The organism is Mycobacterium hackensackense, from assembly GCF_025822555.1.
GTDB classification, from domain to species: Bacteria; Actinomycetota; Actinomycetes; order Mycobacteriales; family Mycobacteriaceae; genus Mycobacterium; species Mycobacterium fluoranthenivorans.
Window position 1 is genome coordinate 1 of the sequence record NZ_JACKUC010000034.1, and the last position, 20,924, is coordinate 20,924.

The 20,924-nt window shown below is 66.7% G+C and carries 21 protein-coding genes; 2 read left to right on the forward strand and 19 right to left on the reverse strand.

Annotated elements, in window-relative coordinates; genetic code table 11:
- Positions 1–303: 303 nt before the first annotated feature.
- Positions 304–1,557 (reverse strand): UDP-N-acetylglucosamine 1-carboxyvinyltransferase, encoded by a 1,254-nt coding sequence (gene murA, locus H7J86_RS26000; protein WP_090363877.1) that lies wholly within the window; start codon positions 1,555–1,557, stop codon positions 304–306.
- Between the two features lie 83 nt (positions 1,558–1,640).
- Between murA and H7J86_RS26005 the strand changes: the two genes are divergently transcribed.
- Complete coding sequence (locus H7J86_RS26005; protein ID WP_090363879.1) at positions 1,641–2,237, forward strand: cob(I)yrinic acid a,c-diamide adenosyltransferase; 597 nt, start codon at positions 1,641–1,643, stop codon at positions 2,235–2,237.
- Here H7J86_RS26005 and H7J86_RS26010 read toward each other — a convergent pair.
- From H7J86_RS26010 to fadD1, 16 genes are all read right to left on the reverse strand, one after another.
- On the reverse strand, positions 2,234–2,668 hold the full coding sequence (locus tag H7J86_RS26010) for a DUF2550 domain-containing protein (RefSeq protein ID WP_170847485.1): 435 nt from the start codon (positions 2,666–2,668) through the stop codon (positions 2,234–2,236). The two genes, H7J86_RS26005 and H7J86_RS26010, sit on opposite strands and share 4 nt — an antisense overlap.
- Positions 2,669–2,680: 12 nt before the next feature.
- Entirely contained in the window at positions 2,681–3,046 is a 366-nt protein-coding gene (locus tag H7J86_RS26015) for a F0F1 ATP synthase subunit epsilon (RefSeq protein WP_267294480.1), read from the reverse strand.
- Positions 3,047–3,115: 69 nt separating this feature from the next.
- Positions 3,116–4,543, reverse strand: a complete 1,428-nt coding sequence (gene atpD / locus H7J86_RS26020; RefSeq protein ID WP_090363882.1) for a F0F1 ATP synthase subunit beta — start codon at positions 4,541–4,543, stop codon at positions 3,116–3,118.
- 25 nt (positions 4,544–4,568) lie between these two features.
- Positions 4,569–5,492 carry a F0F1 ATP synthase subunit gamma gene (locus H7J86_RS26025; RefSeq protein WP_090363883.1) on the reverse strand — a complete coding sequence of 308 codons (924 nt, stop codon included), beginning with the start codon at positions 5,490–5,492 and terminating at the stop codon, positions 4,569–4,571.
- A 7-nt stretch (positions 5,493–5,499) separates the two neighbouring features.
- Entirely contained in the window at positions 5,500–7,149 is a 1,650-nt protein-coding gene (gene atpA / locus H7J86_RS26030; RefSeq protein WP_267294482.1) for a F0F1 ATP synthase subunit alpha, read from the reverse strand.
- Between the two features lie 46 nt (positions 7,150–7,195).
- Complete coding sequence (locus H7J86_RS26035) at positions 7,196–8,524, reverse strand: F0F1 ATP synthase subunit B/delta (protein WP_090363886.1); 1,329 nt, start codon at positions 8,522–8,524, stop codon at positions 7,196–7,198.
- Positions 8,525–9,061 carry a F0F1 ATP synthase subunit B gene (locus H7J86_RS26040; protein WP_090363888.1) on the reverse strand — a complete coding sequence of 179 codons (537 nt, stop codon included), beginning with the start codon at positions 9,059–9,061 and terminating at the stop codon, positions 8,525–8,527.
- A gap of 12 nt (positions 9,062–9,073) precedes the next feature.
- The gene (locus tag H7J86_RS26045) at positions 9,074–9,331 is read right to left on the reverse strand and encodes a F0F1 ATP synthase subunit C (protein ID WP_170847486.1); all 258 of its coding nucleotides are present in this window, start codon (positions 9,329–9,331) and stop codon (positions 9,074–9,076) included.
- An 82-nt stretch (positions 9,332–9,413) separates the two neighbouring features.
- On the reverse strand, positions 9,414–10,220 hold the full coding sequence (atpB, locus tag H7J86_RS26050) for a F0F1 ATP synthase subunit A (protein WP_090363890.1): 807 nt from the start codon (positions 10,218–10,220) through the stop codon (positions 9,414–9,416).
- Between the two features lie 10 nt (positions 10,221–10,230).
- Positions 10,231–10,695 carry an ATP synthase subunit I gene (locus H7J86_RS26055; protein WP_090364062.1) on the reverse strand — a complete coding sequence of 155 codons (465 nt, stop codon included), beginning with the start codon at positions 10,693–10,695 and terminating at the stop codon, positions 10,231–10,233.
- Between the two features lie 278 nt (positions 10,696–10,973).
- The gene (locus H7J86_RS26060; protein WP_187096506.1) at positions 10,974–12,140 is read right to left on the reverse strand and encodes a glycosyltransferase family 4 protein; all 1,167 of its coding nucleotides are present in this window, start codon (positions 12,138–12,140) and stop codon (positions 10,974–10,976) included.
- Positions 12,141–12,207: 67 nt separating this feature from the next.
- Entirely contained in the window at positions 12,208–12,861 is a 654-nt protein-coding gene (locus H7J86_RS26065) for an L-threonylcarbamoyladenylate synthase (RefSeq protein ID WP_090363893.1), read from the reverse strand.
- Positions 12,862–12,873: 12 nt separating this feature from the next.
- Complete coding sequence (prmC, locus tag H7J86_RS26070; protein ID WP_090363894.1) at positions 12,874–13,713, reverse strand: peptide chain release factor N(5)-glutamine methyltransferase; 840 nt, start codon at positions 13,711–13,713, stop codon at positions 12,874–12,876.
- Positions 13,710–14,783 (reverse strand): peptide chain release factor 1, encoded by a 1,074-nt coding sequence (prfA, locus tag H7J86_RS26075; RefSeq protein ID WP_090363895.1) that lies wholly within the window; start codon positions 14,781–14,783, stop codon positions 13,710–13,712. Before prfA ends, prmC begins: the two co-directional genes overlap by 4 nt.
- Positions 14,784–14,855: 72 nt before the next feature.
- Positions 14,856–15,086, reverse strand: a complete 231-nt coding sequence (rpmE, locus tag H7J86_RS26080; protein WP_090363897.1) for a 50S ribosomal protein L31 — start codon at positions 15,084–15,086, stop codon at positions 14,856–14,858.
- A 156-nt stretch (positions 15,087–15,242) separates the two neighbouring features.
- On the reverse strand, positions 15,243–16,817 hold the full coding sequence (fadD1, locus tag H7J86_RS26085; protein WP_267294484.1) for a fatty-acid--CoA ligase FadD1: 1,575 nt from the start codon (positions 16,815–16,817) through the stop codon (positions 15,243–15,245).
- Between the two features lie 134 nt (positions 16,818–16,951).
- On the opposite strand from fadD1, the gene H7J86_RS26090 reads away from it, so the two are divergent.
- On the forward strand, positions 16,952–17,563 hold the full coding sequence (locus H7J86_RS26090) for a TetR/AcrR family transcriptional regulator (protein ID WP_267294486.1): 612 nt from the start codon (positions 16,952–16,954) through the stop codon (positions 17,561–17,563).
- 67 nt (positions 17,564–17,630) lie between these two features.
- Here the strand turns inward: H7J86_RS26090 and rho are convergent, their stop codons facing one another.
- Entirely contained in the window at positions 17,631–19,643 is a 2,013-nt protein-coding gene (gene rho, locus H7J86_RS26095) for a transcription termination factor Rho (protein ID WP_090363901.1), read from the reverse strand.
- A 305-nt stretch (positions 19,644–19,948) separates the two neighbouring features.
- Positions 19,949–20,914 carry a homoserine kinase gene (gene thrB / locus H7J86_RS26100; RefSeq protein ID WP_267294488.1) on the reverse strand — a complete coding sequence of 322 codons (966 nt, stop codon included), beginning with the start codon at positions 20,912–20,914 and terminating at the stop codon, positions 19,949–19,951.
- Positions 20,915–20,924: the final 10 nt, after the last annotated feature.

Sequence of the window (20,924 nt, forward strand, 5' to 3'; positions counted from 1 at the left end):
AACTGGCATCCAAAAAAACAGCCACCCACCAAACTCAGGAAGACGGGAATCCCCCCAAAAACGAGTGGCCAAAAAACAACAAACAAAAACCACCAAACACACTATTGAGTTCTCAAACAACAGACTTGATTTTGTCGAAGCTACCCGTTTCGGGGCAACCCTGCCAGCTTAAACTAACTTGTCCGGCGAGTCAAGCTTCTCTGTCTCGCGTTTCCGCGGCGACTTCAAAAGATTAGATCCACGGCCGCCGCGAAGTCAAATCCCCTGGTCAGAGGCTTGTGACGGTGGTACGCCCGTCTCAGATCAGCTTACTCGCTCGATCTCCGCACCCAAACTGGCCAGGTTCTCCACGAACAACGGGTAGCCCCGATCGATGTGGTAGACGTCGTGCACCTCGGTATCGCCGTCGGCGACGAGGCCGGCGAGCACCAAGCCCGCACCGGCCCGGATGTCAGACGCCCACACCGGAGCGCTCGACAACTGGGGCAGACCACGGACCACCGCATGGTGACCATCGGTCCGCGCGTCGGCACCGAGCCGGATCATCTCCTCGACGAAGCGGAACCTCGCCTCGAACACGTTCTCGGTGATCATCGAGGTCCCCTCGGCGATGCACGCCAATCCGATCGCCATCGGCTGCAGGTCGGTGGGAAATCCCGGGAACGGCAAAGTCGCCACATTGACGGCTTTGGGCCGTTCGTACTGCACCACCCGGAAGCCGTTGTCGTGCTGGGTGACCGTCGCCCCCGCATCGTGCAGCTTGTGCAACACCAGCTGCAGGTGGGCCGGGTCCACACCCGTGACCGAGATGTCGCCGCGTGTCATCGCCGCCGCGATCCCCCAGGTGGCCGCGACGATGCGGTCACCGATGACGCGATGCTCGGTGGGATAGAGCCGGTCCACACCGGTGATCGTCAGCGTCGACGAGCCGGCCCCTTGGACCTGTGCCCCCATCTGGTTGAGCATGTCGCACAGGTCGACCACATCGGGTTCACGGGCGGCGTTGTGGATCGTCGTCACACCCTCGGCCAAGACCGCGGCCATCAGGATGTTCTCGGTCGCACCCACGGAGGGAAACTCCAGCTGAATCTCGGCGCCGCGCAGATGATCGGCCTCTGCCACGACACAGCCGTGCTCGATATTGCAGCGGGCCCCGAGTTGACGCAGGCCCGCCTGGTGCATGTCCAGCGGCCGCGATCCGATCGCGTCGCCGCCAGGCAACGCCACCTTGGCGCGTTTACCGCGCCCGACCAGCGGGCCCAGCACACACACCGAGGCCCGGAACTGTCTGACCGCGGCGAAGTCGGCGTCGTATTTGGGTTCGTCCGGAGACGCGATCCGGACCGTGGAGCCGTCGAGTTCGACGGTCGCCCCCAGGCCACGCAGCACCTCGGCCATCAACGGCACATCCAGGATGTCCGGACAGTTGGTGATGGTGCTGGTGCCCTCGGCCAGCAAGGACGCGGCCATCAACTTCAGGACGCTGTTCTTGGCTCCCCCGACGGCGACTTCGCCCGATAACCGACTACCACCGGTCACCACGAAACGCTCGCTCACGCGGGCCAGTGTAAGCAGATCAGCGGCCAGAATCAGAACGCGTGGCCAGGTTGCGATGCGGCTGTGACCGGTACGGTTCAACCATGGCCGTGCACCTGACCCGCATCTATACCCGTACCGGCGACGACGGGAGCACCGGGCTCAGTGATTTCAGTCGCGTCTCGAAGAACGACGCCCGTTTGCAGGCCTATGCCGATTGCGACGAGGCGAACGCCGCCCTCGGTGTGGCCATCGCCCTGGGCAGTCCGGCCCCCGAGATCGTGGCCGTCCTCCGCCAGATCCAGAACGATCTGTTCGATGCCGGCGCCGATCTGTCGACCCCGGTCGCGGAGAACCCGGAGTACCCGCCGCTGCGTGTGCCGCAGGAGTACATCGACCGGCTGGAGGGGTGGTGCGACCGGTTCAACGAGGGCCTGGCTCCGCTGAACTCGTTCATCCTGCCCGGCGGTACCGCGCTGTCGGCCCTGCTGCACGTGGCACGCACGGTCACTCGCCGCGCCGAGCGCTCGGCCTGGGCCGCGGTCGAGGAGTACGGGGATTCGGTGAACGTGCTGCCGGCCAAGTACCTCAACCGGCTCTCGGACCTGCTGTTCATCATGTCGCGCGCGGCCAACCCGGATGGCGATGTGCTGTGGAAGCCGGGCGGTGGGCAGGCGGACCAGCCGAAAGAGGATCGCTAGCCGGTTCGGCGCCGAGTGCGGCGAGACGGGCGGGATTCCACCCAGGAGGTGAACGCGGTGAGCGCGCCGCGGTCGAGGGCGACCTCGTAGCCGTGGCCGGAGTCGCGTAGTTCCAGGATTACGATTTCCTTGGTCATGATGTCGAACTCGTCCCCCCGGGGGGAACGGCGACCGACCACTTCCAAGGCCAATCGGCTGAGCCGCCGATCGGGCCACCAACGAATGCTGGACAACCGGTAGAAGCCGGCTTCGCCACCGCGATAACGCATGACGCCGTGCCGCCAACCCTGCCCTCCGACGGCGGGATAGTCGCGCAGGATGGCGGCCGTGCCGCCAACCTGTCGCAACTTCCACAATCGGTACACCAGGGCGGCGACCGCCAGCATCAGCACACCAATGAGCGCGACCATGATCCACATGAGCGCGCTCATCGGCCGTGACCTTTAGTCGAGCTGCCCGACGGCGCGCAGACGAGCACGCCCCCACGCCGCGGTGGCGGGGTCGTCGGATTGGGAATCCCGCTTTGCCGAGTCGGCATCCACTTCCGATTCGAACTCTGCGTTCTCGACCAGAATGCTCACTCCGGTCTCGGAGACCGACAGGAAACCGCCGTCGATCGCGATCCGCAGATCGTCCTCGCCCTCGCGCTCGACCCGGACCATGGCGTCGTCGACCAGCTGAGCCACCAGCGGGATGTGCCGCGGCAGGATGCCGATCTCACCCGCGGTGGTACGGGTGAACACGAACGTCGCCTTACCCGACCACAGCGCGCGCTCGACTGCGACGATCTCGACGTCCAGTTCAGCCATTGGACACCACCAATCCGTTTATCGGGTGAACGCTCAACTCAACCCACCTGTTCTTCGCGCAAGCGCTCATCACAGCTTGGCGCCGAGGCTTTCGGCCTTCTTCGCCAGGTCGTCGAGACCACCGATGAGGAAGAACGCCTGCTCGGGCAGGTGGTCGAACTCGCCCTTGGCCAGCTTGTCGAAGGCCTCGATGGTCTCCTTGAGCGGCACGGTCGAACCCGGCTGACCGGTGAACTGCTCGGCCGCCATCATGTTCTGGCTCAGGAAGCGCTCGATCTTACGGGCCCGGTACACCAGGACCTTGTCCTCTTCGGAGAGCTCGTCGATACCGAGGATCGCGATGATGTCCTGAAGATCCTTGTAGCGCTGCAGGATCCGGATGACTTCCTGGGCGACCCGGTAGTGCTCGTCGCCGACCACGCTGGGGTGCAGGATCGTCGAGGACGATGCCAGCGGATCCACCGCGGGGAAGATGCCCTTGGAGAACACCGCACGAGAGAGCTCGGTGGTGGCATCCAGGTGGGCGAACGTGGTCGCCGGCGCCGGGTCGGTGTAGTCGTCGGCGGGCACGTACACGGCCTGCATCGAGGTGATCGAGCGACCACGGGTCGAGGTGATCCGCTCCTGGAGTTCACCCATCTCGTCGGCCAGCGTCGGCTGGTAACCCACGGCCGAGGGCATACGACCGAGCAGGGTCGACACCTCGGAACCGGCCTGGGTGAACCGGAAGATGTTGTCGATGAACAGCAGCACGTCCTGGCCCTGCTCATCGCGGAAGTACTCCGCCATGGTCAGCGCGGACAGGGCCACGCGCATACGCGTGCCCGGCGGCTCGTCCATCTGGCCGAACACCAAGGCGGTGTCCTTGAGCACGTTGGCATCCGCGAGCTCGACCCAGAGGTCGTTGCCCTCACGGGTGCGCTCCCCCACGCCGGCGAACACCGAGGTGCCACCGAAGTTGCGGGCGATACGGTTGATCATCTCCTGGATCAGCACGGTCTTGCCGACGCCGGCACCACCGAACAGGGCGATCTTGCCGCCGCGCACATACGGGGTGAGCAGGTCGACGACCTTCAGACCGGTCTCCAGCATCTCGGTGCGGGGCTCCAGGTCGGCGAAGGCCGGCGGCTTGCGGTGGATCGACCAGTGGTCGAAGTCCTTGCCGTAGCCCGGCTCGTCGAGGCAGTCGCCGAGGGCGTTGAACACGTGGCCCTTGACGCCGTCACCTACGGGCACCGAGATCGAGGCACCGGTGTCGGACACCTCGGTGCCGCGCACCAGGCCGTCGGTGGGCTGCATCGAGATGGTGCGCACCAGGTTGTCACCGAGGTGCTGGGCCACCTCGAGGGTGAGGGTCTTGGCCAGCGCGCCATAGGTGATCTCGGCGTGCAGTGCGTTGAACAGTTCGGGTACGGAGCCGCGCGGGAACTCCACGTCGACCACGGGGCCCGTGATACGCACGACCCGGCCTGCGGTCTTTTCTGCGGTAGCAGTCATATTCTTCTTCGCTTTCCTACGAGGCCTACTTGGCGTCGGCGAGCGCGTTGGCGCCACCGACGATTTCGCTGATTTCCTGGGTGATCTGCGCCTGACGTTCACGGTTGGCCGCCAACGTGAGCGCCTTGATCAGATCGTCGGCGTTGTCGGTGGCCGACTTCATGGCGCGCCGGCGCGACGCCGATTCCGAAGCCGCCGCCTCCAGCAGCGCGGCGTACACGCGGGTCGCGATGTACCGCGGCAGCAGCGCATCGAACAGGTTCTCGGCGCTGGGCTCGAACGAATACAGGGTGTGCGGTCCGGTCTCCTGCTCGCCGACATACTCGACGACCATCGGCGCGATCCGCAGGGCCACCGCTGTCTGCGACAGCATGGACCGGAATTCGGTCGACACGATGTGCAGTTCGTCGACGCCGAGGATGCCGTCGGCACCCGCGTCGTCGCCGTCGTCGTCCGCACCGGACTGGAAGGCCGCCACCAGGGTCTCGGCGATGTCCTTGGCGTGCTCGTAGTCCGGCCGCTCCGAGAAGCCGGTCCAGGACTCAACCACGGCACGCTGCCGGAAGTTGTAGTAGCCCAAGGCCTTTCGACCGACGACGTAGAGAACCGGCTTCTTGCCCTCCTCACGGAGCAGCGAGAACAGCTCCTCGGCGCGGCGCAGCACGTTGGCGTTGTAGCCACCGCACAGGCCGCGGTCCGAGGACACCACCAGGACACCGGCCCGCTTGGGGTTCTCCCGCTCGACGAGCAGCGGGTGATCCAGCGCGCTGGCACCGGCGAGCTCGGTGAGCATGTTGGTGATCTCGGTGGCGTAAGGCCGGGCCGCGTCGACCCGGGCCTGCGCCTTGGCGATCCGCGACGTGGCGATCAGCTCCTGTGCCTTCGTGATCTTCTTGATCGACGAGGCGGATTTGATACGTCCGCGTAGCTCGCGAAGTGTGGCTGCCATGGGTTACCTAGGCCTTCTTGGGAGCCGGCTTGCGGACCTTGACCGATTCCTTCTCCAGGTCCTCGGGGTCCAGTGCTTCGGCCTCGGCGTCCTTGACCACCACCGAGCTGCCGTCGGTCGCCGAGAAGCCCTTCTTGAAGTCGTTGATCACCTTGACCAGGTTCTTCTCGGCCTCCTCGGAGAGCTTCTTGGACTCCTTGATCCCGGTGAGGATCTCCGAGTGGCTGGCCTTCACGTGCTCCAGGAACTCGTCGACGAAGCGCGAGACATCCTCGGCCGGAACCGAATCCAGATGACCCTGGGTGCCGAGGAAGATCGACACGACCTGATCCTCGACCGCCAGCGGGCTGTACTGCGCCTGCTTGAGCAGCTCGACCAGGCGCACACCACGGTCCAGCTGGGCCTTGGATGCGGCGTCCAGGTCGGAGGCGAAGGCCGCGAAGGCCTCCAGCTCGCGGTACTGCGACAGATCCAGACGCAGCGAACCGGCGACCTCTTTCATGGCCTTGATCTGCGCGGCGCCACCGACGCGGGACACCGACACACCGACGTTGACGGCCGGTCGCACACCCTGGTTGAACAGGTCGGACTCCAGGAAGCACTGGCCGTCGGTGATGGAGATGACGTTGGTCGGGATGAACGCCGAGATGTCGTTGGCCTTGGTCTCGATGATCGGCAGCCCGGTCATCGAACCGCCACCGAGCTCGTCGGAGAGCTTCGCGCAACGCTCCAGCAGCCGGGAGTGCAGGTAGAACACGTCACCGGGGAACGCCTCGCGGCCCGGCGGGCGGCGCAGCAGCAGCGAGATGGCGCGGTAGGCGTCGGCCTGCTTGGAGAGATCGTCGAACACGATCAGCACGTGCTTGCCGTCGTACATCCAGTGCTGCCCGATGGCCGAACCGGTGTAGGGCGCCAGCCATTTGAAGCCGGCGGGGTCGGAGGCCGGGGCCGCGACGATGGTGGTGTACTCCATCGCGCCACCCTCTTCCAGCGCCCGCTTGACGCTGGCGATGGTGGTGCCCTTCTGGCCGATCGCGACGTACACGCAGCGCACCTGCTGCTTGGGATCGCCGGTCTCCCACGCCTCGCGCTGGTTGAGGATGGTGTCGACGCAGACCGCGGTCTTGCCGGTCTTACGGTCACCGATGATCAGCTGGCGCTGTCCGCGGCCGATCGGGGTCATGGCGTCGATGGCCTTGATACCGGTCTGCAGCGGCTCGCCGACGCCCTGACGCTGCACCACCGAGGGCGCCTGCAGCTCGAGAGCGCGGCGGGACTCGGCGGCGATGTCCCCCTGGCCGTCGATCGGCTGGCCCAGCGGGTTGACGACGCGACCCAGGAAGGCGTCACCGACGGGCACCGAGAGCACCTCGCCGGTCCGCTTGACCTGCTGGCCCTCTTCGATCTTCTCGAACTCACCCAGGATCACCGTGCCGACGCTGTGCTCGTCGAGGTTCAGGGCCACACCCAGGACACCGCCCGGGAATTCCAGCAGCTCCTGCGTCATCACCGAGGGCAGGCCCTCGACGTGGGCGATGCCGTCACCGGCGTCGACGACGGTGCCGATCTCTTCGCGCTCGGTGGCGGCGGAAAACGAGGACACGTAGTCCTCGATGGCACCTTCGATATCAGCAGCCGAGATTGTCAACTCTGCCATGGTTTTTCGTCTTCCTACCTTGGGTTTTCTGGGGGTTCGTGGGGTGTCAGTCCGGCAGGCCGGTTTGGGCGGCAGCCAGTCGTGACGCGATGGAGCCGTCGATCACCTCGTCGCCGACGGCGATCGTCAGACCGCCGAGCAGGTTCGGATCGACATGCAGCTGGATGGCGACCGGGTGGCCGTAGATGCCGGTGAGCACCTCAGCCAACCGGGCATGCTGGGCCGCAGTCAGATCGGCAGCGGCCGTCACATGGGCGACGAGCTCCCCGCGACGTGCCACGGCGAGCTCGGCCAGGTCGATGACCGCCTGGTCGGCGCGCTCACCGCGGAGCAGTCCGACGGTCTGCGCCAGCAGCGCGCGGGCGGTGCCGTTCGCGGTGCCGAGAACCTTGTCCAGCAACGCAACTCGGCCCTCAGCCGGCGTCGTGTAGTCACTGAGCAGGGCGGACAGCCGGGGCTCGGCGTCCAGAACACGACCGAACCGGAAAAGCTGGTCCTCCACGTCGTCGACCTCACCGTCGACCTGCGCACGCTGCAGCAACGCCAGCCGCGCGGTGTACTCGATACCGTCGACCAGGTCGGCCTCGGCCGACCAGCGCTGCGCGACGGCGGTGCGGACCAGAGCGAGCGCGGGCTCGCCGATCTTGCCGTTCAACAGCCGGTCCACCAATGCGATCTTGGCGTCGGCCGAGTCGGACGGCTCGGCGAGGTGTTTGTTGAGCGCACCCTGGGTGATCAGCAGACGGGCCACCGCAGCCAGATCGCCGGCCAGCGCGGTCAACCCGTCGGCGTCCAGGCCCGCTGCGACGGTGTCGAACTCACCGGTCAGCGTCGCCACCGCCGCACGACTGGCGGCCCGCAGACCGGCGGTCGCAGCGGTGTCGATGACCACCGTGGACGGCGCCATCGCGGCCAGATCGGCCAGGAAGCGGTCCACTGTTGCGGCCTGCGCCGAGGGATCGGCCACATGGCCGCGCACCAGGTCACCCGCCTTCTCGACGGCCTCGTCACCGAGCCCCTGGCGCAGCTGCCGGACCAGCTGCTGGCGTGCCAGCTGAACCTGTTGTGCGCCCTGGGCTTTGATGCGCTCGGCGTCAACCCCGGCCTGCTCGGCCAGCGAGGCGGTGATCCGCACAGAGTCCTGGCGGGCCTCCTCGGTGACCTTCGAGGACTCGGCGGCGGCATCGGCCAGCGCCTTGGCGTGCATGGCGTCGGCGTCGGCGAGCCTCTGTGCTGCCTCCGCACTCTCGGCCAGAGCGGTGCGGACGGCGTCCTGCTGCTTGGCCATGAGCGTCTTCACCGGCGGCACCACATAGCGCCACAGGATGTAGGCGATCACGGCGAAGCCGATCAGCTGCCCGATGAAAATCGACATCTACTTGTTCCGTCCCGATTTCACGTCGACGCCGAGGATGCGGCTGGCCAGGGTGGCCGACAGTCCGTCGACCGAGGAGGCGAGCTCACCTTGAGTGGCCGAACCCTGTTGGGACAGCTGCTCATTGGCCTGGCGTAGGGTCTCGGCGACCTCACCGCTGGCCTCGGCCCGCTTGGCGTCCACCACCTCACGGCCGGCTGACCGGGCCTCATCGCGGATCGCGGAGGCCTCGGTGCGTGCGCCGGCCATTGCCTGGTCGTAGTCGGCCTGCGCGGCCGCTACCTGCTCGGCCGATTTACGGCTGTCCGCAGCGGTCTTGGCGAGCATCGCCTCACGCTCGGCAAGGACCTTGCTGACCGGCGGCACAACCCATTTCCAGATCACGCCGAGCGTGATCAGGAAGATGACCAGCACGGCGAAGAAGGTGCCGTTGGGGAGCAGGAAGTTGCTCTGTCCCCCGCCGCCTTCTTCCGCTGCCTGGCTGGACGCCAGGATGTCGATGCCGTCCGCCAGGACAGTCGAAACGAGTTCACCCATGCTTACGGATTACTAGCCCGTGTAGGCCGGCGTGGCGAAGACGAACAGCGCCATGAATGCCAGGTTGATGAAGTACGCGGCTTCCACCAGACCGACGGTGATGAAGAACGGGGTGAACAGCCGGCCCTGAGCCTCGGGCTGCCGGGCGATGCCGGAGATCAGCGCGTTACCGGCGATACCGTCACCGATACCGGCGCCGATCGCGCCGCCACCCATGATCAGGCCGCCGCCGATCAGCGCACCCGCCGTGATGAGGGCGTTTGCATCCATTCCTATTTCCTCCTTGATAGCTGGTGGCGTTGCCACCAGGACTTCTGGTTCGTACGGTTCAGTGCAGTGGTCGTGATGTGGATCAGTGGTGCGCGTTCTCTTTGGAGTCGTGGTCGTCGTGGTCCAGCTCCATCGACTGGCTGAAGTACAGGATCGTCAGCAGCGCGAAGATGAAGGCCTGGATCAGACCGACGAAGAGGTCGAACGTCTTCCAGATGGCGTTCGGAGCCCACTGGATGTACCAGGGGAACATCGCGATGAGTGACACCAGGATGCCGCCGGCGAAGATGTTGCCGAAGAGTCGCAGTGCCAGCGAGATCGGCTTGGCGATCTCCTCGACGATGTTGATCGGCGCCAGGATGCTGACGTGGCCCTTGAGCACCTTGATCGGGTGACCGATGAGCCCGCGGCGCCAGAAGCCGGCCGCGTGGTAGCAGAGGAACACGAACAGCGCGAGCGCCAACACGAAGTTGATGTCCGAGGCCGGCGGCTTGTACCACTCGGCGGCGGCCCCGTCGGCCCCGCCGTACTGCAGCGGGAGCACGGCCAGCCAGTTCGAGACCAGGATGAAGGCGAACAGCGTCACCGACAGCGGCAGCACGAAGGGGGCGATCTTCATGCCGATCGACCCTTCGATCTGCTGGCGCATCTGGATGGTCAGTGCCTCCCAGAACAGCTGCACCCCGCCGGGCACACCCGTCGACGTCACCTTGGCCTTCAGCACGAACGCCAGCGCGATGATGATGACGGCCGTGATGGCGGTCGCGAGGATGGTGTCGCCGTTGAACGTCATGCCCAACCACTCGAACACCATCGTGTGGTGCCCCACGTGGATGGCGGCGCCGCCGCCTCCCTCGGCGCCCTCAGCGGCGAGAACGATCTCATTCATCTGTGTCAGCTCAATCCTTCGATTCCGTGCCGGAGGTGTCGGGAGTGCCTTGGACGTCCAGTCCGTCTTTGCGGATCTTCTTCAGCACCGGAAGGCTGGTGGACAGCACCAGCAGTGCCTGGAAGATCGCCAATCCGAACAGGACGGCGATCCCGCCGTGTGCTTTGAAGCCGATCGCGACGGCCAGTGCGACGGCGGTGATGACCAACAGTCGCGTCGCGGAGTTTATGGCCATTTTCTTCTTGAGTGGGTGGTCCTCCGCCGTGATCGACTCGACGGCGCGGCGCACCAGCAGTGCGTTGAGCAAACCCAGTCCGAGGCCGACACCGAAGAAGACGCCGAAGAAGAGGTGACCGGTGTACCCGGCGGCAAGAATGGCCAGGGCGGTGAGGACGACGCAGACGACGAGCAGACGCAACGGGCGAAATGCCACGGAGGGGAACACCAACGGCGCATCCTGCGCTGGCGTCGTCACCTGGCTCACCTCAATCCCGCGTCGTCGAGGGCGTTACTCATCTGTCCTGCAAAATTCCTGTGCGTGCCCGCCGAGCGTATCGGAGGGCGACGGGCGCGCTGGAATCACCCAAGGGGTAGCTCCCTTTGTCGGTCGTAAATCGGCGCCAATCGGTCTTTCGACCGACGCGCCGGGCCGGCAACCCGTGAGGTTTTTCGGGTTATGGGCAGAACCGTACCACAAGGTAGGAGGCCCAAAAACAGGCCTACTACTTTTTGTCGTACAAACCCTCCGGACGGTCAGTCGACGGACTGTTCCCTACGCCGCAGCAGGGGAATCAGGGTGACGATGCCGGCGACCACGATGGCCGCCAGCATCACCGCGCCGGTGTAGCGCGGGTCGAAGAAGATGGTGCTCGCGGCACCCAACGCGACGATTCCCACCCACAAGTAGATGAGCAAAACCACCCGCCGATGCGAGTGGCCGATCTGCAGCAAACGGTGATGCAGGTGCATCTTGTCGGGGCTGAAGGGGCTCAGGCCTTTGCGGGTGCGACGGATGATCGCCAGCAGCATGTCCAGGGCCGGCACGAACATGACCGCGACCACCAGCAGGAACGGTGACAGCAGCGCGAACACGTCGCGGGCACCGTAGGCGTTCTGCGAGATCGGGCCCGCGGCCGTCGTCGATGCCGCGGCGAGCATGAGTCCGATCAGCATCGAGCCCGAGTCACCCATGAAGATCTTGGCGCGGTGGAAGTTGTGCGGCAGGAAGCCCAGGCACGCGCCGGCCAGCACCACCGAGATCATCGCGGGGGGATAGAACAGCACGTCGCCACCGTGGTCGCGCAACAGCCCGACGGAGAAGATGCAGATGGCCAGCGCGGTGATCAACCCGAGGCCGGCCGCCAGCCCGTCGAGCCCGTCGACGAAGTTCATCGCATTGACGATCGACACCGTCAGCGCCAGGGTCAGCAGGATCGAGGTGACTTGATCGAGGACCAGCGTGCCCACCCCGCCGATCGGGATGTAGAGGACGCTCCACGCCACCCCCATCGTCACCAGCACACTGGCGGCGGTGATCTGGCCGGCGAATTTGGTCAGTGCGTCCAGCCCCCACCGGTCGTCGATCAGGCCGACGAGCATGATGAGCCCGCCCGCGACGACGACGGCGGGCATACCGGTCGAATAGACGAAACCCCGGTTCAGCGCCGGTAGTTGCGACGCCAGCAGGATGGCGGCGGCCACCCCGATGTACATGGCCAACCCACCCATCCGGGGAGTCGGCTGCAGATGGACATCGCGTTCCCGCGGATAGGCGACCGCGCCGACCCGAGTGGCGATCACCCGGGCCCAGCCGGTGGCGAAGTACGTGATGATCGCGGCGGTGAGACCGACCAGGGCGAGCTCCCGCAGCGGGACCCCGGCGCCCCGGTCCGATAACGCCAGCACGGCTACGTTCACCACCCGGTGAACCGTACGCGACGAAGCTGAGGGTCAGATCCGGCGGGCTGGAGTGCAGCGACCCGGGAGATCAACCCAGCAGAGTCTCGGGTTCGGCACCGAGCACCTTGGCGATATCGGCGACGCTGACGGGCCCTTCGCGCAGCACCCGGGGGCTCTCGCTGGTGAGGTCGACGATCGTCGACGCCGCACCCTGCGGGGATGAACCGGCGTCCAGGTAGACCTCGACCCGCTCCCCCAGTTGGCTCCGGGCGTCCTGAGCTGTCACCGCGGCCGGGCTACCCGAGATGTTGGCGCTGGACACGGCCATCGGTCCGACCTCGCGCAGCAGCTCGATGGCCACCGGATGCAATGGCATACGCAGCATCACGGTGCCGGCCGAGTTGCCCAGGTCCCATTGCAGGGACGGGGCGTGCCGCACCACCAGGCTCAGCGCGCCGGGCCAGAACGCCTGGATCAGCTCGCGCGCCGCCGGCGGCACCGCGTACACCAGACCGTCGATCGTGTGCCAGGAACCGACCAGCACACCGACCGGCATATCCCGGCCGCGGCCTTTGGCGGCCAGCAGCGCGGCCACCGCGTCGCCGTCGAAGGCATCGGCACCGATGCCGTACACGGTGTCGGTGGGCAGCACGACCAGCCGGCCGCCCTTGGCGGCGCTTATCGCGGAGGCCAGCCCGGTGGCACGCTGGTCGGGGTCGGCGCAGTCAAACAGCTCAGACATAACGTCAGCCTCTCACCCGTTCCTGGTAGCCGTCACGAAGCGGGGCCGCCCGGTGAGATCCCGGCGGGCGGTGATGTCGGTGAATGCCGCAGACCGGTCGAACAGTTCGACCGTGGCGGATGAGGTGGTGTCGTCATGTTCGACGCCGATACGACCACCCGGCCGCAGGAGCCGGGCCGCCGCTGTCACGATCGGCCCGATGACCGACATGCCGTCCGCTCCGCCGAACAGGGCATGGTCCGGATCATGTTCTGCGACTTCGGGATCCAGCTCGGCACCGAGCGGGATGTAGGGCGGATTGCTGACGATCAAATCGACGGCTCCGTCGATGTCGGCCAGCAGTCCGTCGGCGGTGACATCGGCCCGGACGAGTTGCACCGCCGTGCCACGGCAGTTCAACTCGGCGTAACGCAACGCATCGACGGAATCCTCCACCGCGATGAGCCGGGCGTCGGGCCGGTGCCGGGCCAGCGCCAATGCGAGTGCGCCCGACCCTGTACACAAGTCGACGATCACCGCATCGGCCGGCAGCGGCTGGGCCTGCGCCCACTCCAGCAGCGCCTCGGTCTCCGGGCGCGGGATGAACACCCCGGGCCCGACATGCAGCACCAGCGGACCAAACGCTGCGGTTTCGACGATGTGCTGCAACGGAATTCGCAGTGCACGACGAGACACCAGGGAGCGATAGCGGTCGATGAATCCGGGATCCGGTTCGAATACCGCGAGCCTGCCGCGATCCACACCGGCGACGTGGGCGGCAAGCGACTCGGCATCCGCACGCGCGGAATCGATACCGGCGGCCGACAGCGTGGCGGTCGCGTCAGTGATCGCCTGCCGGACCGTGGGGCTCATGCCTGTTGCAGGCGCGCCTGCTTGTCGGCGGCGGCCAAGGCGTCGAGCAACGGGTCCATATCACCGTCGAGCACCTGATCGAGGTTGTGTGCCTTGAAGTTGATGCGGTGGTCGGCGATCCGATTCTCCGGGAAGTTGTAGGTACGGATCCGCTCACTGCGGTCGACGGTGCGGATCTGGCTGGCCCGGTCCGCCGACGCGTCCGCCGACGCCTGCTCCTCGGCCAGCGCCTGCAGCCGGGCGGCGAGCACCACCATGGCGCGGGCCTTGTTCTGCAGCTGTGAGCGCTCGTTCTGGCAGGTGACGACGATGCCGGTGGGCAGGTGGGTGATCCGGACCGCCGAGTCGGTGGTGTTGACGCCCTGACCGCCCTTACCGGAGGACCGGTAGACGTCGATACGCAGATCGGACTCGTCGATTTGCACGGCCTCGACGTCTTCGGGCTCGGGGTAGACCAGCACGCCGGCGGCCGACGTGTGCACCCGGCCCTGGGATTCGGTGACCGGGACGCGCTGCACGCGATGCACGCCACCCTCGAACTTCATCCGCGACCACACGCCGTCGGCTGAATCGCCCTTACCCGCGATGGTGATGGTGGCGTCCTTGTAGCCGCCCAGATCCGACCAGGTCTCGTCGAGCACCGTGACCGTCCAGCCGTGCCGCTCGGCGTAGCGGATGTACATCCGCGCGAGGTCGGCGGCGAACAGCGCCGATTCCTCGCCACCTTCACCGGACTTCACTTCGAGCACGACATCGTCGGCGTCGTGCGGATCGCGCGGGGCGAGCAGGTCGACGAGCCGGGCGTCGAGTTCGTCGACCCGGGCAGCCAGCTCGGGCACCTCGGCGGCGAACGCCTCATCCTCGGCGGCGAGCTCGCGGGCGGCCTCCAGGTCGCCGCGGGCGGCCTCCAGCTTGCGGTAGGTCGACACGATCGGGGACACCTGCGCAAACCGGCGCCCGACGCGCCGCGCCGCGCCCGCATCGGCGTGCAGCGCAGGGTCGGCGAGCTGGCGTTCGAGATCGGCATGCTCGGTCAGCAACGCTTCGATCGGAGAAGGTGAACCGGTCATCGTGACCTCCAGTAAACGCAGATCGGCGCCCGGCCTGACAAGAATCTGACAGAACGGGCGCCGATGGGACAGCTAGTTGTCGGCAGCAGCCTTGGTGTTGCGCTTGCCGTACCGCTTCTCGAAGCGGGCCACGCGGCCACCGCTGTCGAGGATCTTCTGCTTACCGGTGTAGAACGGGTGGCACTGCGAGCAGACCTCGACCACGATGTGGCCGCTGTCCTTGGTGCTGCGGGTGGTGAAGGTGTTGCCGCAGCCGCAGACCACGGAGGTCTCGACATAGTTGGGGTGGATACCCGATTTCATGGTTTTCCTCTTCAATCGTTGGCCGCCGGGTCGCCCGCCTCTGACCTGAGGACGTACGGACGTGAACCGGAACCGAGGGTCGACGGTCCATTATGCCAGGTCAACCGTCAAGTGCGAAAACGCACGATCACCGGCCGCTATTCCCGGTCCGCGACGCTATCCGGCGTGCGCCGCGTACGCGGTGCCGTCCCGCTTCCAGATGGTCCGGCCGTGCGGATCGGTGCCCATCGCGACCAGCTCGCGTTTGAGGATCTTGTTGGTCGCCGTGCTCGGCAGATCCGCCGCGATCCACAGGTAGCGCGGCCAGGCCTTCGGCGAGAGATCGGGCTGGGCGGCCAGGAACTCGGTGAATTCCGCGGGCGTCAGTTCCGCGCCGTCGCCCAGCACCACGGCGGCCATCACCTGGTCACCGACCAGCTCGTCGGGCACCGGATAGACGGCGACCCGGTTGATCGCGGGCAGTCGCAGCAGGATCCGCTCGATCGGGCCGCTGGTCAGGTTCTCGCCGTCCACCCTCATCCAGTCCGCGGTGCGACCCGCCAGGTAGATCCAGCCGTCCGCGTCCTGGTAGGCCAGGTCGCCGGACCAGTACACGCCGCCGCGCATCCGTTCGTCGGTGGCGGACTTGTCGTTGTAGTAGCCGCGGAACAGCCCGCTGCCCGAGGTGTTGACCAGTTCACCGGTGGCTTCGTCGGCGTTGAGCAGCGCACCGGTGTCATCGAAGCGCGCGACGGCGCAGGGTTTCCCGGTCTCCTGGTGGTAGATCGCCACCCCCGGGAAGCCCTTGCCGATGGAACCGGCCGGGCAGTCCTCGGTGCGGGTGATGATCACGGCGGTCTCGGTGGAGCCGAACCCGTCCCAGACGGTGCAGCCGAAGCGGCGGCTGAACGCGTCGATATCGCGGTCGGCCGCCTCGTTGCCGAAGGCGACGCGCAACGTGTTGTCGGCGTCGTCGGGTTGTTCGGCGGTCGCCAGGATGTAGGCCAGCGGCTTGCCGACGTAGTTCATGTAGGTGGCCCCGTAGCGGCGGATATCGGGCAGGAAACCCGAGGCGGAGAACGTCGCGGGCGCCATCGCGGCCCCGGCGTTGAGCGCCACGCTCCATCCGGCGTAGACGGCGTTGGAGTGAAACAGCGGCATGGACAGGTAGCAGGTGTCGGTGGAGTCCAGTTCGTAGCGCTGCACCAGGGCACTGCCGGCGAAGAGCACCGTCGCATGCGGCACCTCGACCGCCTTGGGATCGCCGCTGGTTCCCGAGGTGAAGATCATCATGAACGTGTCGTCGGCGGTGACCTCTTTGTGCGGCGTGAGGTCCGGCGCCCCGGCCAGCAGCTGCGCCCACTCGTCGCTGCCGGTGTCGTACACCGTGACGCCGGCCAGGTCGATCCCGTCGAGCAGCGGCTTGTGCTCCGCATCGGTGATCAGGATCTGGGTGTCGACCTTCGCGATATCGCGGGCCAGTGCGTCACCGCGCCGCGTGGTGTTGACACCGCACAGCACGTATCCCCCGAGCGCGGCCGCCGCAAGCGCGGTGAGCATGTCCGGGGTGTTGCCCAGCAGCGCGCCGACATGCAGCGGCCGCTCCGGATCCGCACGTGCGATGAGTGCCGCGGCCTGCCGCGCGGCGTCGGCCACGTGTGCGCGCCAGGTCCAGCTCCGGTCGCCGTGTTTGACCGCCACGGTGTCCTGCTCGGCGCGTGCGCGCAACAACTGCTGGAGCGTGTCGGCCACGGCTGACCCTCTCGACGACGGTGAACACATTGGTGAAAGTGTCTACCATGGCGGAGGGTGTGCACCATAGCCGCGCCGCCATTGGCACAATCAGTACAACCCCACCCCGTACGTATGACCAGGAGCCGGCACCTTTGACGAGCACCACCAGCACCACCACCCCGCGCAGCGTGCGTGATCGGCTGATCGACGCCGCCGAAGTCTGCCTGCGCGCCAAGGGCATCCGGGCCACCACCGTCTCCGAGGTGGCCGAGGGTGCGGGGGTGTCCCGCGGCTGGCTGTACCGGCACTTCCCCGACAAGGTGACCCTGCTGGGCGCCGCGATCGTCCGCCTCAACGAGGCGTACTGGTCCGAGGCGCACGCTGTCCTGGAGCAGGTCGAGGGCCTGGATCAGCAGATTGCCGCGGGTATCCGGCACGGCCGCACCGCGTATGACGACCCGGGCGCACTCCTGATGAAGCTGCGGATCGACGAGCCCGATGAGTTCGCCGCGTGTGCGGGCGCCGGCGTGCAGGGTCTGGTGCCCGACCTGGCGAGCTTCTGGTCCCGCTACCTGATCGCCGCGCGGGAGAAGGGCGAGATCCACCAGGACGTCGTCATCGCCGAAGCCTCCGAATGGGTGGCGCGCGTGGTGATCTCGCTGGCCACCGTGCCGGGCGACACGCTCGATCCCGGCGACTCGAATCAGCTACTCACCCATATTCGGCGCTATCTCATGCCCGCGCTGCGCAGCGCTCCCGCATAAGCCGAATCGACAAAAGAGTCCCGCTTCTCACGAAACGGGACTCTTTTGTCAGTCGATCGGCGCGGACTTAGTCGTCGCCGTTGCTACCGGGTGCGTTCTTGGAAACCTGGACCAGGAACTCGTAGTTGGTCTTGGTCTTACGCAGCTGGCTCATCAACAGATCGATGGCCTGATGCGAGTCCAGCCCGGAGAGCACCCGGCGCAGCTTGTGCACGATGGCGAACTCCTCGGACGACATCAGCAGCTCGTCCTTGCGGGTGTTGGACGGATTGACATCGACGGCGGGGAACACCCGACGTTCGGCGATCTTGCGGTCCAGCTTCAGCTCGGCGTTGCCGGTGCCCTTGAACTCCTCGAAGATCACGGTGTCGCCGGTGGAGCCGGTCTCGACCAGCGCCGAGGCAATGATCGTCAGGGAGCCACCGTGCTCGATATTGCGGGCCGCGCCGAGGAACCGCTTGGGCGGGTACAGCGCGGTGGAATCCACACCACCGGACAGGATGCGGCCCGAGGCCGGCGACGCGTTGTTGTATGCGCGGCCCAACCGGGTGATCGAGTCGAGCAGCACCACGACGTCCTTGCCCTGTTCGACCAGGCGCTTGGCCCGTTCGATGGCCAATTCGGCGGCCTGGGTGTGGTCTGACGGCGGCCGGTCGAAGGTCGAGGCGATGACCTCACCCTTGACCGAGCGGGTCATGTCGGTGACCTCTTCGGGGCGCTCGTCGACGAGCACGACCATGAGGTGGCATTCCGGGTTGTTGGTGGAGATCGCGTTGGCGATGTCCTGCATGATCGTCGTCTTACCGGCCTTGGGCGGGGACACGATCAACGCGCGCTGGCCCTTGCCGATCGGCATGATCAAGTCGATCACCCGGGTGGTCAGCCGCTCGGGCGTGGTCTCCAGGCGCAGCCGCTGGTTCGGGTAGAGCGGCGTCAGCTTGGTGAAATCGGGCCGATTCTTGGCGTTCTCGACCGGACCACCATTGACGGTGTCCAAACGCACGAGTGGGTTGAACTTCTGGCGCGGGTTGTTTCCGCCGCCGCCTTCACCCTCACGGGCGACGCGCACCGCGCCGGTCACGGCATCGCCGCGGCGCAGGCCGTTCTTGCGCACCATGTTCATCGACACGTAGACGTCGTTGGGTCCGGCCAGGTAGCCGGAGGTGCGGACGAATGCGTAGTTGTCGAGCACGTCGAGGATGCCGGCGACCGGCTGGACGACGTCATCTTCGCGCAACTCGGTGTCGCGGTCTCCCCCGCCGCCGGAGCTGCCCGGACCGTCGCCGGTGCGCTCGCCACGGCGCCTGCGATCCCGGAACCGGCGTCCGCGCCGGCCCTGGCGGCTGTCGTCATCATCATCGCCGCTGTTGTCGCCGCGGTTGTTGTTCTCGCCGCGGTTGCTGTTCTCTCCGCGGTTGTTGTTGTCGCCGCGGTTGTTGTTGCGGTTCTGGTTGTTGCGGTTCTGCTGACCGCCGTGCTGCTGCTGGTCACCGCTGCCGGCGCCCTCAGCCTTGTCCTGCTTGTCCTGGCCGCCGGACTTCACCTCTTCACGAGGTGTCGCGTCACCGGCCGGCGCGTCCTGGCTCTTCGCCTCGGCGTCCTGCTTGGGTGCGGAGTCCTGCTTGGACTCGGCGTCCTGCTTGGGTGCGGTGTCCTGGCCGGCCTCGGCGCTGTCCTGCGACGCAGGCTCCTGCGCTGCGGCGGGCGCGCCCGTACCCCGGGAAGCGCCGCGGCGCTCACGCCGCGGCCGTTCGGTCTGCTCCGGCGCATCGGCTGCAGCGGCAGGGGCGCTCGCGGCCTTTGCCGCTGGTGCCGCGTCGGCTGCAGCGGCCGTGCCGCCGCCCCCGCTGCGGATTTCCTTGATGGCAGAGATGAGTTCGCTCTTGCGCATACCGGACGTGCCTTTGACGCCGGCCTCATTGGCCAGTGCGCGCAGGTCCGGGAGCAGCATCGACGTGAGCGAGCCGCCACGGCCACCGCGAGTAGCGCCCGTGCTGGGCGCATCGGTGGTTTCCACGACTGGTTGCGCGGCGACGGCCACGTCGCTGTCGCTTGTCGTGAAGAGGTCCGTATCAGTCACGGATTTCCTTTCTTTCCTCGCCGTCCATCCGACGCGAGGGGTCCCCGAAGGTCATGTGCAGTCAGCCAAACAGCCGATTGCGTTGTCTTCCACGGCGCCACCGTCACCATTGCAACGATGACCACCGGGATTCGCCGCCATGCGGAGGACCGTCAGCCCACGAGTGAAATACGAGAAGATGAGGTAGTCGTCCTAGTGTCGGCGCAGCTAGAGACGCTGCGATTGCTGGACAATTGCGAGAATAACTCGCATCACTGCCGGAAGCAAGAAACGCCCTCTTTCGCGTGTTATCCCGAAGCGGCGTTTCAGGCGATACCGGGTGACCAGCGAACACCGTGGCCCACCGCCATTTCGGTGATGGCGAATCCCTTCGCGGCGCCGAACTCCAGAGCCTGCTCCGGTAGGTCCGTGCCGTTGGTCAGAGCTATCACCGCAGGTCCGGCTCCTGAAAGCACCGCTGGTATCTTCAACCGCCGCAAGGCCGCGAGATATTCCGCCGATGCCGGCATCGACGGCGCCCGCTGCGGCTGATGCAGCCGGTCCTCGGTCGCCTCCAACAACAGATCGGGCCGTTGAGTGAGGGCCACCACAAGCATCGCCGCGCGGCTGAGGTTGAACCGGGCGTCGGTATGGGGCACCTGCGTGGGCAGCACGGCGCGGGTTTCGGCCGTCGATGACCGGTTCTCCGGGATCGCGGGGAACAACCGGATGTCCGGGTGCAGGTCCAGCTGGGCGGCACCGTAACGAGCCGGACAGGCGTGACCCCCGTCGCTCCGCTCTCCCGTGGAATCTGAAACGGTCCAGGACACCACCGCCCCGCCGAGCACGGCAGCCGCTGCGTTGTCGGGGTGCCCCTCGAACTCCGAAGACAACTGCACCAGTTCATCGCGGCTCAGTTCCGGCGAACCTACTTGCACGGCAAGCCCATTGACGACGGCCAATCCGCCCACCACGGCTGCCGCCGAGGATCCCAGCCCACGCGAATGCGGGATCACGTTGCGGCAGGTCACCTTCAACCCGCCGACCTGCAGGCCGGCTGCCGCCAGGCCACGGTTGATGGCCCGCACCACCAGGTGCGATTCGTCCAGCGGAACCTGACCGGCGCCCTGCCCTTCGACATCGATCTTGAGGCCGGATTCCGTTGTCTCCACGAAGATTTCGTCATACAGACCGAGCGCGAGACCGAGACTGTCGAAGCCGGGTCCGAGGTTGGCACTGGAGGCCGCCACAGCGGACGAGGCCGTCAACCCGGCCCGCAGAATCTGGGTCACGAGAGTTCGT

What these genes read in the sequence shown, in the direction of transcription:
- H7J86_RS26005 (WP_090363879.1), top strand. Translation starts at nt 1,641, where the DNA reads ATGGCCGTGCACCTGACCCGCATCTATACCCGTACCGGCGACGACGGG.
- H7J86_RS26010 (WP_170847485.1), bottom strand. Translation starts at nt 2,668, where the DNA reads ATGAGCGCGCTCATGTGGATCATGGTCGCGCTCATTGGTGTGCTGATG.
- H7J86_RS26015 (WP_267294480.1), bottom strand. Translation starts at nt 3,046, where the DNA reads ATGGCTGAACTGGACGTCGAGATCGTCGCAGTCGAGCGCGCGCTGTGG.
- atpD (WP_090363882.1), bottom strand. Translation starts at nt 4,543, where the DNA reads ATGACTGCTACCGCAGAAAAGACCGCAGGCCGGGTCGTGCGTATCACG.
- H7J86_RS26025 (WP_090363883.1), bottom strand. Translation starts at nt 5,492, where the DNA reads ATGGCAGCCACACTTCGCGAGCTACGCGGACGTATCAAATCCGCCTCG.
- atpA (WP_267294482.1), bottom strand. Translation starts at nt 7,149, where the DNA reads ATGGCAGAGTTGACAATCTCGGCTGCTGATATCGAAGGTGCCATCGAG.
- H7J86_RS26035 (WP_090363886.1), bottom strand. Translation starts at nt 8,524, where the DNA reads ATGTCGATTTTCATCGGGCAGCTGATCGGCTTCGCCGTGATCGCCTAC.
- H7J86_RS26040 (WP_090363888.1), bottom strand. Translation starts at nt 9,061, where the DNA reads ATGGGTGAACTCGTTTCGACTGTCCTGGCGGACGGCATCGACATCCTG.
- H7J86_RS26045 (WP_170847486.1), bottom strand. Translation starts at nt 9,331, where the DNA reads ATGGATGCAAACGCCCTCATCACGGCGGGTGCGCTGATCGGCGGCGGC.
- atpB (WP_090363890.1), bottom strand. Translation starts at nt 10,220, where the DNA reads ATGAATGAGATCGTTCTCGCCGCTGAGGGCGCCGAGGGAGGCGGCGGC.
- H7J86_RS26065 (WP_090363893.1), bottom strand. Translation starts at nt 12,861, where the DNA reads ATGTCTGAGCTGTTTGACTGCGCCGACCCCGACCAGCGTGCCACCGGG.
- prmC (WP_090363894.1), bottom strand. Translation starts at nt 13,713, where the DNA reads ATGAGCCCCACGGTCCGGCAGGCGATCACTGACGCGACCGCCACGCTG.
- prfA (WP_090363895.1), bottom strand. Translation starts at nt 14,783, where the DNA reads ATGACCGGTTCACCTTCTCCGATCGAAGCGTTGCTGACCGAGCATGCC.
- rpmE (WP_090363897.1), bottom strand. Translation starts at nt 15,086, where the DNA reads ATGAAATCGGGTATCCACCCCAACTATGTCGAGACCTCCGTGGTCTGC.